This window comes from Brachybacterium sp. FME24 (assembly GCF_014897705.1).
Lineage (GTDB): Bacteria > Actinomycetota > Actinomycetes > Actinomycetales > Dermabacteraceae > Brachybacterium.
Map to the genome: position 1 here is coordinate 1 of NZ_JABUXV010000018.1, position 12,237 is coordinate 12,237.

Consider the following 12,237-nt stretch of genomic DNA (forward strand, 5'->3'; position numbering starts at 1 on the left):
CTTCACCCATCACGACCCACCCCTCGGACACCTCAACGATGAAAGCCCGAGGCTAGAGGATGCTCACCCGCCGAGGTGTCGCGTGTCGTTCAGGCGCTCGAGCGTGCGGTCATGGAATCTGTCGTCCTCGGCCAGGTGGGTGATGCCTCCGGGGCTCACGCGGAACCTGACGCGGTCGAGCGATGCCAGGGGCATGCCGAGCCAGTGGGCGATCGCGAAGGTCGCGGAGCCGCCGTGGGTCACGATGATCTTCGTGGCCTCCGGGCCCGCCGTCACGGCGTCCATCCCGGCGTACACGCGCCGTGCCCACGCGAGCTTCGTCTCCGAGCCGGGGATGCCCTCGTCGTGGTCCAGGCGTTCGCCGTGCACCGGGGGTGAGATGAAGCGCTCGCGCAGCCACGCGTTGGGGCGACCCTCCGCCTCGCCGTACGACTTCTCCCGCAGCCCGGTGAGCAGAACCGGATCGGCGCCGAGCCGGTTCGCAAGGATCGTTGCCGTCTCGACGGTGCGACGGAGGTCCGAGGAGAAGACGGGCACAGCGTCCTCGACCCTCTCGCGGAGGGCGTCGGCGATGCGCTCGGCGTGCGCCCGGCCTCTCGCGGTGAGGCGCGAGTCGAACCATCCTCCGACGCGATCCTCGACGGAGTGCGTGGCCTCGGGGTGGGTGACGACGAAGAGCTCCCTCATGTCGCGAGTCAACCACGGGCGTGTCCAGTCCTGCTCAGTCCTTGATGCCCGACATCGTGATCCCTTGGATGAACGTCTTCTGGGCGAAGAAGAACAGGACGATGACGGGGATCAGGATGATCGTGGAGACCGCCATCAACGGACCGGTGGCGCTCTCGCCCTGGGCGCCCTGGAAGAACGTCAGCCCGAGGGAGAGGGTGTACTGGCTGGACTTGGTGAGGTACAGCAGCGGCCCCAGCAGGTCGCTCCACGAGGCCAGGAACTGGAACAGCATGACCGCGGCGAGGGCAGGCTTGCACAGCGGGAGGATCACCTGGGCGAAGATGCGCAGTTCGCTCGCGCCGTCCACGCGGGCGGCGTCCGAGAGGCTCTCCGGGATGCTGAGGAAGAACTGCCGCATCAGGAAGATGAAGAAGGGGACGCCGAAGAAGGTGGGCACGATGAGGGGCAGGAAGGTCCCGGTCCATCCGATGGAGCGATAGAAGATGAACAACGGCACCATCGTGACGTAGAACGGGATCATCATGGTCGAGATGAGCAGGGCGAAGATCCCGTTGCGCCACGGCCAGCGGATCCGGGAGACCCCGTAGCCCACCATGGCGCTGGACAGGGCCGCACCCAGCATCGAGGGCACGCTGATCAGCAGCGTGTTGAGGAAGTATCTCCCGAGCGGGAAGGCGGAGAGCCCGTAGGTGAAGTTCCCGGTCGTGATCGTGTCCGGGAACCATTCCACCGGGAAGGCCCCGATGTCGGCTTGGGTCTTGACCGAGCCGGTGACCATCCAGAGCAGCGGCAGCAGGAACACCAGGCTGAAGGTGATGAGCACTGCGTGCTTGGCGATCGACTCCGCGATCTGGGGCCAGGTGCGGGGGCGCTGTCGTGGGCGAACCCCCGGGGAGAGGGTGGCCGTGTCCGGCTCGGCGCCGGTGCGGCCGGCATCGGCCGGCTTCTCGATCGTGGTCATCAGGCAGCACCTCCGTAGTAGACGCGGCGTCCCATGAGGCGATACGCCACTATCGAGACGAGCGCGATGATCACGAAGAGCACCCACCCGATCGCGCTCGCATATCCGAGCTGGTAGTTGAAGAAGGCCGACTGGTACAGGTACACCCCGGAGACCAGCGTCGAGCCGGCCGGATCCCCGTTGCCACCGGTCAGGACGAAGGCCGGGGTGAAGTACTGGAAGCCGGCGATGAGCCCGGTGATCACGGCGAACAGCAGGTGGGGACTGATGAACGGGACTGTCACGTTGCGGAACCGCTGCAGGGCCCCGGCGCCGTCCAGCGACGCCTGCTCGAGGAGGTCCTGCGGTACGCCCTGCAGGCCCGCCAGCAGGATCACCATCAGGTTCCCCGTGCCCCAGAGGCCGAACAGGATCAGGGCGGGCTTGGACCAGGCGGGGTCGCTCAGCCACCCGGGGCCCTCGATCCCGACCACCCCGAGCAGGTTGTTCAGGACGCCGTACTGGGGGTTCAGGACGTAGGCCCAGACCACGGCGCTCGCGACCACCGGGACGATCGAGGGGATGTAGAAGATGACCCGGTAGAAGCCGATGCCGCGGACCCGCCAGTTCAGCAGGAGGGCGAGGCCGAGGGCGACGGCGATGCCGAGCGGGACGGAGACGATGGTCAGGAAGAACGTGTTGAACAGGGAGCTCCACCACTGCTCGTCGCGCAGCAGTGTCGCGTAGTTCTCCAGGCCGACCCAGCGCCGGGTCCCACTGCCCAGGAGGTTCGCATTGGTGAAGCTGGTGACGGCACTCGCGATCACGGGGCCGCCGGTGAAGAAGACCAGGCCGATCAGCGCGGGGGAGGTGAAGAACAGCCCCCACCAGAAGGTGTGCCGCTGCGACCGGGTGCGGGGGATCCAGCGGGTCAACCGATTGCCCGCGGGGCGGCGTGGGCGCCGCGGGCTCGACGTCGTGGGAACGGGGGCTGATCCCCCGGGGTGAGGAACGGTTCCGGTGCTCACGCGTTCTCCTGACGGTAGGCATCCATCGCTGCGTTGACCTGGTCGGCGACCTTCGTGAGCGCCGCCTCGGGAGAGAGCTGGCCGTAGATCGCCGCGCTCACATTGGTGTCGAGCGAGGTGGTGTAGAGGCCGGAGACGGGGATGGTCGGGCGGATGTTCCGGCAGGTGATGAGCGCCTCGTGGTAGATCGAGAGGCGCGGGTCCTCCGCGAGCGCCTCCAGCGCGGGGGACGGCGAGTAGCCGGGAACGAGGGTGCTGGATTCGTAGTTCGTCATCGTCCCCTCGTCCGAGACGGTGGCGAACTGGAGGAAGTCCCAGGCCGCGTCGTGCTGGGTCGACTCCTCGGGGATGAACAGGTCGTACCCGCCCAGCCAGGTGGCGCTGCCGGGTTCGCCGAGGCCCTCGGCGTAGGGGAACAGGGCCGCGCCGAGGTCGACGGTCTCCGGGTCGCCGTTGAGGAAGACGTTCTGGGCGTCGGCCGTGGTCATCGGGGCCAGGCCCAGGTTCCCGCTGGCGATGGTGGGCAGCGTCTGCGACGGGGAGGTGATGGCGAGGCGGCTCGCTCCGCCCACTCGCTCCGCGTAGTCGCACATCCAGGTCAGGGCCTCGACGAGGTGCGGATGGTCGGGGGTGGCGACCTCGTTGTCCTCGCTCATGAAGGTGCCCCCGAAGGCGAACCCGCAGGTGTACATCGAGTTGCTGAAGCCGTAGTAGTCCCACGGCACGGTGCCGATGCGGGTGATCTGGCTCCCGCCCTTGGTGAGGATCGCGTCGGACATACGGTCGAGATCGTCGATGGTGGCCGGCGGGACGTCCGGGTCGAGACCGGCATCGGCGAAGACCTTCTTGTTCCAGAACAGCGGGAAGTTCACGTCGACGAGCACCGGGTGCGCGTAGATCGCATCCGTCTTCGTCATCTGGTCCCAGACGGCGGCGGGGTACTGATCCCCTGCGAGCCCGGCTTCGCTCATGTAGCGGTCCAGAGTGGCGATCACCCCGAAGCCGGCCAGCTGCGGGTACTCATCAGGGGTGCAGAAGGCGAGATCCGGTGGGGTGCCGGCGGCGATGGCGGTCTGCAGGCGGATCTGCGTGTTCCCGGACATCGGCGCGTAGGTCACGCGCACTGCCGTGTGGGATTGGGACGCCTCGTAGACCTCGGCGAGCTGCACCCAGGCGTTGCCGGTGCGGCCGCCCCAGATGTTGAACAGCTCGATGGTGTTCTGCCGTCCCGGCGCGGGCTCCTTGTGCAGCTCCAGGTCCATCTGATCGGGAGCGACGGCGCCGTCGTCGATCACTGTGCAGGCACTGGTACTGAGGGCTGCGGCGCCTGTGGCGAGGGCGGCGAGGGCCCGTCGTCGGGAGATGCTGTGTGAGGAGGGCCTGGTGGGGGGAAAGGGGGACATGGTGCTCCGTTCGTCGTCGTTGACCGGCGGAAGTCCTGCGGGAAACGTTTCAAGAGCGAGCGGTGAGGGAGCCTCCGCCGAGAGCAGAGGCGGCTGCCGTCACTGCGAGCCGGCGTCACCCCATCTCACCCGCACGGCGCCTGCCTCATAGGTCGCCACCGGATTGGCGAAGGGCAGCGGGCGGGTCTGCTCGGCGTCCACCAGGCGGAGGTCCTCGAAGCGCTCCAGGAGCTGACGGATCGCCTCGCGGATCTCGAGGCGCGCGAGCTGCTGGCCGATGCATCCGTGCGGGCCGTGACCGAAGCCCAGGTGGCCGAAGGCATCGCGCTCGATGTCGAACTCCTCCGCCCGCTCCCACCGCTGCGGGTCCCGGTTCGCGCCGACGGGGGAGACGGAGACCGTGCGCCCGCGCTCGACCACGACGCCCTCGATCTCCACGTCCTCGGTCGCGGTGCGAGGGAACAGCGTCAGGAACATCGCGCCGGTGCGCATGAACTCCTCCACCGCGCCGGCCAGTCGCGAGGGATCCTCTCGGATCGCCTGCGCCTGCTCGGGCTGGCTGAGCAGAGCGACCGAGGCGGTGGCGATCAGGTAGGCCACCGAGTCGTGCCCGGCGCTCATCAGCTGGAAGACCAGCCCCTCGGCCTCCACTCGGGAGAAGTCCGAGGCCAGCAGGTCGGTGATGACGTCCTCACCGGGATCCCCCTCCCGCCGGGCGACGACCTTGCGGATGAAGTCGAACTTCGCCTGCAGGGACGCCGGCTCCGTGAAGAGCTCCCGGAACCGTGGCACGAGATCGTCGGGGACACCGATGGCGAGGCAGTGCGTCGCGGCGGCGATCGGCTGCGCGTAGGAGGCGAACAGATCCGCCTCGCCCGCCGCCTCTCTGCCGTGGGTGAGCTCGTCGAGCTGCTGGGTGATCCGCCGACCCACCCATTCCTGCCGCGTGCGCACCTGCTTCACGGAGAAACGACCGGTGATCCCGCGGCGCATGCGCTGGTGGGTCGCACCGTCCAGGGCGAGCAGGTTCGCCGCGTCGATGGACGCCTTCGCCTGGTCATCGAGGGGATCGGGCCCCGGCGACTCTGCTGTCTCTGCCGTTTGCGCCGTGTCCGGAGGGCGCTGATGGCCGACGGCCGTGGGCATGCGGTGGGGGAGCTGGCTGAACCGCGGGTCGGACAGGATGGCACGGGCGGCGTCGTACCGGGTCACGACCAACCCGACGTGGTCGTCGTCGTAGAGCAGCGGCACGGCGGGGGCGGCGTCCCGCCAGTGGGCGATGGTCGGCGAGGGGCGCAAGGGGGTGCCATCGCGGGGGAGCTGCTGGGGGTCATGGAAGGGGCAGGACATCTCGAACTCCTGGAGAATCGGCGGTTCCGGCTCCGGCGCCCGCGAGCTGACGGTCGCGGTCGACGAGGGGTCGGGCGTCGCGGAACGCGCGGGCGGCCCTCCATCCGATGATGCCGAGGGTGCGCCCGCTGCGTGGATCGAGGGAGGCCAGCAAGGCGCGCCCGCCGGACTCCTCGAGGATGGTGAGTGGGATATCGGCAGGGAGAGTGCCGTACGCCTGGAGACGGGTCCCGTGGATCCCGGACCAGAAGAACGGCACCGGGGAAGCGGGGGAGGGAGCGCCCTGGATGGATTGCGCGACATGGTGCGCCTGGTCGATGGCGCTGGTCTGGTGGTCGACGCGGGTGCTCACCCCGGTGGCAGGGTCCATCCACCGGGCGACGTCGCCGATGGCGTGCACGTCCGGGGCTGCGCGACCGTGGGCATCGCAGAGCACACCGTCCTCGATCGGCAGTCCGGATCCGTGCAGCCAGTCCGTCCGCGGCCTGCTCCCGGTCGCCGCGACCACGACATCGGCGAGGATGTCCCGGCCATCACCCAAGGTCACGCGATGGCGAGGGGTGCCGGTCGCGGCCGACCGGCCTGGGACGGGCGCCACGTCCTCCACGGCACGCACGCCCGCGGCCAGCTCGAGGTGGACGCCGTTCGTCTCGTGCAGGGTGGCCACCCGGTCGGTCAGCAGGGGCCCGATGGTGCCGACAGTGAGTGCGCCGCTGCGACCCACGAGCGTGACATGGCACCCGGCGCGGCGAGCGGCGGTGGCGATCTCCGAGGCCAGGACCCCTGCTCCGAGGACGACGACGTCGCGACCCGGTCGGGACATTGCCTCGCGCAGGGCAAGGGCGTCGTCGAGAGTGCGCAGCACGAGGGCACGATCGACCCCCGGGACTGCGCCCGGTCGCGTGGGCTCGGCCCCGGTAGCGAGGACGAGGGCGTCGTATCCGAGCCTTCCCTCCGTCGTGGCGATCTCCCGAGCCGCGAGATCCAGGCCGGTCGCACGGCAGTGCCGGTGGTCCAGGCCGAGCGCGCGAATCTCGACAGGGGTGCGCAGGGTGACCTGATCCGGCGACCAGCTCCCGTCGAGGACCTGCTTGGACAGCGGCGGTCGGGAGTAGGGCGCGTGGGACTCGTCCCCGAGCAGGACGATGTCCCCGCGAAAGCCCTCGCGCCGCAGCGCCTCGGCGGCGCTGAGGCCGGCGATCGAGGCGCCCGCGATCACGACCCGCACGCTCACTCCGCGATCGTGATCGCGTGCGAGGGACAGAGCGAGGCCGCCCTGCGGGCCAGTGCCTCGTCGGCGGGGGCGGGAGTGTCCTCGAGGAGCTCGACGATCCCGTCGTCGTCCTGGTCGAAGAGGTTCCCGGCCACGAGGGCGCACTGCCCAGCGCCCACGCAGGCGGTCGTGTCGGCGGTGATGCGCATCGAAGAGCTCCTCGGAGGGCTGGCGGTCGTCGAGCAGAGATATTCAATCTAGGTCGATGTGAACGCGTCCGATATGGCGGGCGCGATCAAGGTATGGATAATCCGCGCAGCCGACAGCTCTGTAGCATGTTTGCATGGATCATGCACGCAGTTCCGCCGGGCCCGTGGTCGTGGCGGCGAACTGGTACGCCTTCCGGTCCCGGGAGCACATCGTCCATCCGTGCGTCATGAGCGAGTGCTATCTCTGGGTGCTCGAGGGCGCCGGAGTGATCCGGTCCCGGGGCGAGGAATTCCGGATGACCGCCGGAACGGCACTTCGCCTGCCCTGGGGGCACGATGTCGAGTATCGGGCCGATCGCACCTCACCGTTCCGGCTCGGCACCGTTCATGTCGTGCCGCGGTACGACCACGGCGCACCGGTCGTACCGCTCGTGGCGCACCTCCCAGGTGACCCGCTCCTGGAGGATCCCGCACGGTCTGGGACGCACGGATCGGCGGTGGAGGGGCCGGGCGCGGACCTGCCCCTCCAGGTCGATGCCTTCACCGGGGTCGCCAGACGACTCGCGGATCTCGGCCGTTATGTCGTGGAGCGCTACACCGAAGCGGCCTTCGACGAGCAGGTGTTCCGGGCGCTCGGTGACATCCTGGTCGCCGAGGGGGCGGAATGGGCCGGGGTCACCGGGCCCGAGAGCCGTGCCCCGACCTCGCTCGGGCTCATGACTGCTTACGTCACCGAGAATCTGCGCGCTCCGCTGCGCGTCGCCGATGTCGCGGCAGCCGGCGGGTGCAGCACCTCCACCGCGCAACGACTCTTCGTCCGTCATCTCGGATCCTCGGTCACGGCCTGGGTGCGCTCGGCGCGGATGCAGGAAGCGGCGACGCTGCTGCGCACCACGGGACTGCGGGTCGGTGAGGTCGCCCGCCTCGTCGGGTACGAGGATCAGCTGTACTTCTCGCGAGTGTTCCGCGCCAGGTTCTCGGTACCGCCCAGTGCGTACGCCGCCGACTCCATCCGACCATGAACGGTCGTCGGGCCATTCGTCCGGCGCGCGTCTGCGTCGCCCTCACCGCGCGGGCGAGGGCGACGGGCACGCGACTCGGACTGTGGAGCGTTCAGTTCTCCTCGGTGCCGCTGATGTTGACCTGCCAGACAATGCCGAAGCGGTCCGTGAAGCTGCCGTAGACGTCGCCCCACATCTGCTTCTCCAGGGGCATGGTGATGGTGCCGCCCTCGGAGAGCTTCTCGTAGGCGCTGCGGAGCAGGGTCTCGTCATCGCCCATCAGCGAGAGCGTCACGTTGTTGCCCTGGACGAATCCTTCGGGGCTCATGCCCTCGATGACGTCGGAGACGTACAGGCGGATGAGATCGGTGACCTCGAGGCTGCCGTGCATGATCTTGTCGGCGCTCGGGTCGCCCTCCGGGACTGCCTGGAACTCGCCGAAGGTGGCGAAATTCGGGATCGCACCGAGGCATCGGCCGTAGAACTCGAAGGCCTCGCGGGAGTTTCCGGCGAAGTTCAGGTAGGGGTGGAGTGCTGCGGGCATGGCGTCCTCCTCGACGATGGCGTCGACGTCGTGCCGACGGCTCACGGGAATCGTAGGCACAAGGGCCGACGAACACGAGGCCCGGCGAGTAACCGGGTCGGCTACGAGGCGGCCGCGTCGACGCACAGCGGGTGAGGCTCGGGAGAAGATCTCAGCGAGCGGCGGCCTCGGGGGAAGAAGCACGGTCGACCCCTGCCCGCACAGCGTCGGCGAGGTCGGGTTCGTGCCGGAACTGCCAGCGCAGGGCGTCGAGGGTCGGCTCGAGCTCAGCCTTCTGCGCGGGCAGGAGGCGCCGCTCGAGGCGGCCGGTGAGTATGCGTGTCGTCCACGACGCTTCGAGCAGGTTGATCGCGGTGATCGCGGCCGGCAGTGCTCGGAGCTCGGGTTCTGAGAGGGCAGAGGCGTGGTGGTAGCCGGCGACGAACCGGGACACGTTCTCGAGCGCCGCTGCCGGAGGAAGGCGTCGCTGCCGCCGGCTGAGGTACTTGCCGATGTCCCATACCCGAGGTGCCAGCGGAAGGTGGTCGAGATCGATGAAGGCTGCGGAGCCTTCGGAGCGGGAGACGAGCACGTTGTCGGGCGTGAGGTCGCCGTGCACGAGCTGGAGTTCGAGCGGATCGATCGCCGCGGTGACCTCTGCTCGCTGAGGTGCGAAAAGTTCCCGCACGTCGTCCGGGAGGAGCAGTTCACCATCGAGGCTCTCGGTGATGAGTTCGCGATAGGAGTTCGCGCTCCACGGGTAGGCGGCGAGGGCCTGGTGCAGCAGGGCGACGGACCGGCCGACGAGCCCCTCGACCGGCAGCGACTCCGCCGGATCGATCCGGTCGTGCGCGAGGTGGGGGAGGAGGATGAACGAGTCCTCGACCTCGCCGGCGAAGAGCCGAGCATCATCGGTGATCACGAACTCCGCCACCTCGACACCGCTGCGGGACAGATGCGCGAGGATCCGGGCCTGATCCGCGACGGGGAGATTCCGCCACGGCCCCAGTCGCTTCAGGACGTACTCCCGGCCGTCCTCGGCGGTGACAGGCCAGAGGTCTCGACCTGGCTGTTCGGGACCGACGTGCGGGTGATGGCCGAGAACGGTGCTCCATTCCTGGAGAAGGTCCGACGGCGTCTCGGAAGCAATCATGAGGAGGTCCTTTCCGCGCCAGCTGAGGAGGGGAGAGATGCTCCGCTGTCCTCGATCCAAGGCCATGGTCAGGGGACCAGGCGGCGACCCGTTGACGCACGACTTCTGTGATCTGGTTCACGTGCTGCTGTCGCGTGTGGCCGAGATCAAGCGGGGAACACCCGTCGGCCCGCACCCCGCATGGCCTCGAGGTCGCGACGCCATCGCATCGGCCATCCCTGCGCCACCCAGCTCGCATGGGGCTCGTGGCCGCGCTCGCCGAGCCATTCCACCTCGTCGATCGCCAGTTCGTGGCGGCGGACAGCCACCTCGACGACGTCGAGCGGACCAGACCAGCCGTAACCCTCCAGCAAGGCAGCGGCGCGCTCGCGACGGAGAGCTGCCTCCGCTGCCGAGTACTCCGGTGTCGGCGGGTCGGCATCGATAGGGGTCGTCCACAGGAGGGCGTAGGCGAGGTCGTCGATCGGGGTGCCAGGCCTCGCGGCGTCCCAGTCGAACAGTCCTACTGCCTGGCCATCGATCCATGCGACGTTCCCGGGCTTCGGATCGCCATGGCAGATGATCGGCCCCGAGTCATGGGGGACCGACCACAGCGCGCCGACAGGCGGTGTCCACTCCCGCGTACCGCCGTGAACCGTGCGCAGCAACCGGCCCAGCGATCGCGCGCCCTCGACCGATACCCCGTCGGGCCAGGCTTCGTCCCCGCCGAGACCGGCGACGAGGCTCACGTACTCGAAGCTCTCGTCGAGGCCCAGGGGCTCGGGCACCGGGAGATCGAGCTCGCGCAGATGCCGCAGCAGCGCATGCACGGTCTCGGTCCACGGCTTCCGGGGGCGCCGCACGGTCTCCCCGTCGATCCGGACCTCTCGCGGATTCTCCATCGTCACCTCCTCGCCGGCGCCCACACCGGACGCTCGTCGCGCTCTCGACCAGGAGGCGTGGGCTCGAGAGCGGAGCGGATCCGTTCCGCGTGGTCGTCGAGATCGGAGCGTTGCGGGTTCGATCCCCATCGCGCGTCGATCGTGAATCCGTCGCCGGCACACCGTGGGAAGACGTGCATGTGGGAGTGGAAGACCTCCTGGGAAGCCGCTTCACCATCGGCGTAGAAGAGGTTGATCCCTTCGCAGGGCAGCGACGACCTTCGCAGAGCTGCCGCAACGGCCCTGGCCACGGCGAACATCTCGGTGGCGATGGCATCGCCGAGGTCCGAGAGCTCGGGGAGGTGGGCTTTCGGAATGACGAGCACGTGACCGGCGGTCACCGGGTCGACATCCATGAATGCCAGGACGCTCGCGGACTCGAACACGACTGAAGCATCGAGCTCGCGTGTGGAGATCCGACAGAAGACGCATACATCGATGGTCATGACCTGATGATCGCAGACCCTTCGTGGGGTAGGGCGCTCGCGAAACGCGCTACGAACTCGTGCTGGACACCGCGCCCAGTTCTGGTGAGGAGGTATGCCCGCGCTCGAAAGAGCGCCGGGGAACGGCTGGTGTTCTCAGCGCCGCGTGGCCGGATTCGGTGAGGTCGGAGGCCGCTCTCCGCCTTCGATCAGCTCGAGGACCTCGAGCGTGGTGGGGGCGCGGACGGTCGGCAGCTCGGGATGGGTCCACTGCCGGCCGTGGCCGACCCACCCGGTGTGGAGGCCGGCCGCGCGCCCGCCGGCGATGTCGGCCTCGGCATGGTCACCGATCATCCAGGTCATGCCGTCGGCCGGGAAACCGTCCGTGGCGGCAGCGAAGATCTCGGGTGCTGGCTTCTTCACGCCGATCGCCTGCGAGATCACGACCCGATCGGTCAGAGCGTCCAGGCCGGTCAGCTCCACCTTGCGGGTCTGCTGTTCGACAGTGCCATTGGTGACGATCACCAGGGTGTGCCCGGTGGATCGCAGGTTCTGCAGGTGATCGAGCACGCCGTCGTAGCACCGCACGAACGGTACGTGGTCCAGCAGGAGGGTCTGCACGAGATCGTCCCGGGAGGTCGCGAGACCGTGGCGGTCGCCGAGGCTGTCGGCGAGCGCTGCTCGGTGCGTGTAGCCGTGCGCGTCGGCCTCGAGGAGCCACTGCAGGTCCGCCTCGTCGCCCCGGTGCTGCCCGACGAACTGCTCCGCCCACCGGGAGAACGCCCGGTCGCGATCGACCAGGGTGTTGTCGAGGTCGAGGAGGAGCAGCATGGGCTCGAGTTTAGTGACGGGCCCCGTCGGCATGGCGGGCGAGCAGGTGCGCGTTCTCCTGGTAGGTGGCGGTGAGCGTGACGTGGCTGAACCGCCAGCCGGCCTGGGTGCGCACAGCGCGGTTGTCGTAGAAGCCGACGACCAGCCAACGATTGGGGGCGTCAGCGGTCTGGGTGGGTACCCAGTGCTCGGCTCGTACGTGTGCGTGCGCCCTGGCGTGGTCGCCCTCGATGGTGATGACGTGGCCCGTGATGACGTGGTGCGTCGCCACGAAGGGGTCGAAGGAGCTGCGGAGCACGTCGACGTAGTCGTCCAGTGGGGTCGATGTCGCCGGGATCCCGGCGACGGACTCGAAGTCGAGAGTGAAGGGGTCGGTGTGGACGAGTCGGGGAAGTTCGTCGAAGCTCTTCATGTCGGCGATATCGGCGTACCGGCCGAAGAGCTCGAGGATGGCCGCGCGATCGGTCTCTGGGTTCATGGGAGTTCTCCTTGGATGACAGACCACGAATGTAGACAGCGACAACAGTGTTGTCAATGACTACACGGGCGCA

The 12,237-nt window shown here is 68.7% G+C and carries 14 protein-coding genes; 1 reads left to right on the forward strand and 13 read right to left on the reverse strand.

The features are described 5' to 3' along the window. Positions 1-63: 63 nt before the first annotated feature. The 7 genes from INT51_RS17580 to INT51_RS17610 all read right to left on the reverse strand — a co-directional run bounded on the left by INT51_RS17580 (position 64) and on the right by INT51_RS17610 (position 6,833). Positions 64-687, reverse strand: a complete 624-nt coding sequence (locus tag INT51_RS17580; protein ID WP_193106640.1) for a histidine phosphatase family protein — start codon at positions 685-687, stop codon at positions 64-66. Positions 688-721: 34 nt separating this feature from the next. After that, positions 722-1,651: a carbohydrate ABC transporter permease gene (locus INT51_RS17585; protein ID WP_193106641.1), complete on the reverse strand. Its 930-nt coding sequence runs from the start codon at positions 1,649-1,651 to the stop codon at positions 722-724. Next, complete coding sequence (locus INT51_RS17590; protein WP_304502239.1) at positions 1,651-2,658, reverse strand: carbohydrate ABC transporter permease; 1,008 nt, start codon at positions 2,656-2,658, stop codon at positions 1,651-1,653. The genes INT51_RS17585 and INT51_RS17590 overlap by 1 nt, the downstream gene beginning before the upstream one ends. Next, on the reverse strand, positions 2,655-4,061 hold the full coding sequence (locus tag INT51_RS17595) for an extracellular solute-binding protein (RefSeq protein WP_193106642.1): 1,407 nt from the start codon (positions 4,059-4,061) through the stop codon (positions 2,655-2,657). The genes INT51_RS17590 and INT51_RS17595 overlap by 4 nt, the downstream gene beginning before the upstream one ends. Positions 4,062-4,160: 99 nt before the next feature. Further along, a complete protein-coding gene (locus INT51_RS17600) occupies positions 4,161-5,411 on the reverse strand; it encodes a cytochrome P450 (RefSeq protein WP_193106643.1) in 1,251 nt (416 codons plus the stop codon). After that, entirely contained in the window at positions 5,392-6,645 is a 1,254-nt protein-coding gene (locus INT51_RS17605; RefSeq protein WP_193106644.1) for an NAD(P)/FAD-dependent oxidoreductase, read from the reverse strand. Before INT51_RS17605 ends, INT51_RS17600 begins: the two co-directional genes overlap by 20 nt. Next, the gene (locus INT51_RS17610; protein WP_193106645.1) at positions 6,642-6,833 is read right to left on the reverse strand and encodes a ferredoxin; all 192 of its coding nucleotides are present in this window, start codon (positions 6,831-6,833) and stop codon (positions 6,642-6,644) included. Before INT51_RS17610 ends, INT51_RS17605 begins: the two co-directional genes overlap by 4 nt. Positions 6,834-6,967: 134 nt before the next feature. Here INT51_RS17610 and INT51_RS17615 point away from each other — a divergent pair, with 134 nt between their 5' ends. Further along, positions 6,968-7,855 (forward strand): AraC family transcriptional regulator, encoded by an 888-nt coding sequence (locus tag INT51_RS17615; protein WP_193106646.1) that lies wholly within the window; start codon positions 6,968-6,970, stop codon positions 7,853-7,855. A 91-nt stretch (positions 7,856-7,946) separates the two neighbouring features. Here the strand turns inward: INT51_RS17615 and INT51_RS17620 are convergent, their stop codons facing one another. The 6 genes from INT51_RS17620 to INT51_RS17645 form a co-directional block, all read right to left on the reverse strand. Further along, positions 7,947-8,423 (reverse strand): VOC family protein, encoded by a 477-nt coding sequence (locus INT51_RS17620; RefSeq protein WP_304502240.1) that lies wholly within the window; start codon positions 8,421-8,423, stop codon positions 7,947-7,949. Positions 8,424-8,529: 106 nt separating this feature from the next. After that, positions 8,530-9,510 carry a phosphotransferase enzyme family protein gene (locus INT51_RS17625; RefSeq protein WP_193106647.1) on the reverse strand — a complete coding sequence of 327 codons (981 nt, stop codon included), beginning with the start codon at positions 9,508-9,510 and terminating at the stop codon, positions 8,530-8,532. 146 nt (positions 9,511-9,656) lie between these two features. After that, a complete protein-coding gene (locus INT51_RS17630) occupies positions 9,657-10,391 on the reverse strand; it encodes a phosphotransferase enzyme family protein (protein WP_193106648.1) in 735 nt (244 codons plus the stop codon). 2 nt (positions 10,392-10,393) lie between these two features. Next, entirely contained in the window at positions 10,394-10,876 is a 483-nt protein-coding gene (locus tag INT51_RS17635; protein WP_193106649.1) for an HIT family protein, read from the reverse strand. A 135-nt stretch (positions 10,877-11,011) separates the two neighbouring features. Continuing rightward, entirely contained in the window at positions 11,012-11,686 is a 675-nt protein-coding gene (locus INT51_RS17640) for an HAD family hydrolase (protein WP_193106650.1), read from the reverse strand. Between the two features lie 10 nt (positions 11,687-11,696). Further along, entirely contained in the window at positions 11,697-12,164 is a 468-nt protein-coding gene (locus tag INT51_RS17645; protein ID WP_193106651.1) for a nuclear transport factor 2 family protein, read from the reverse strand. Between the last annotated feature and the right edge of the window lie 73 nt (positions 12,165-12,237).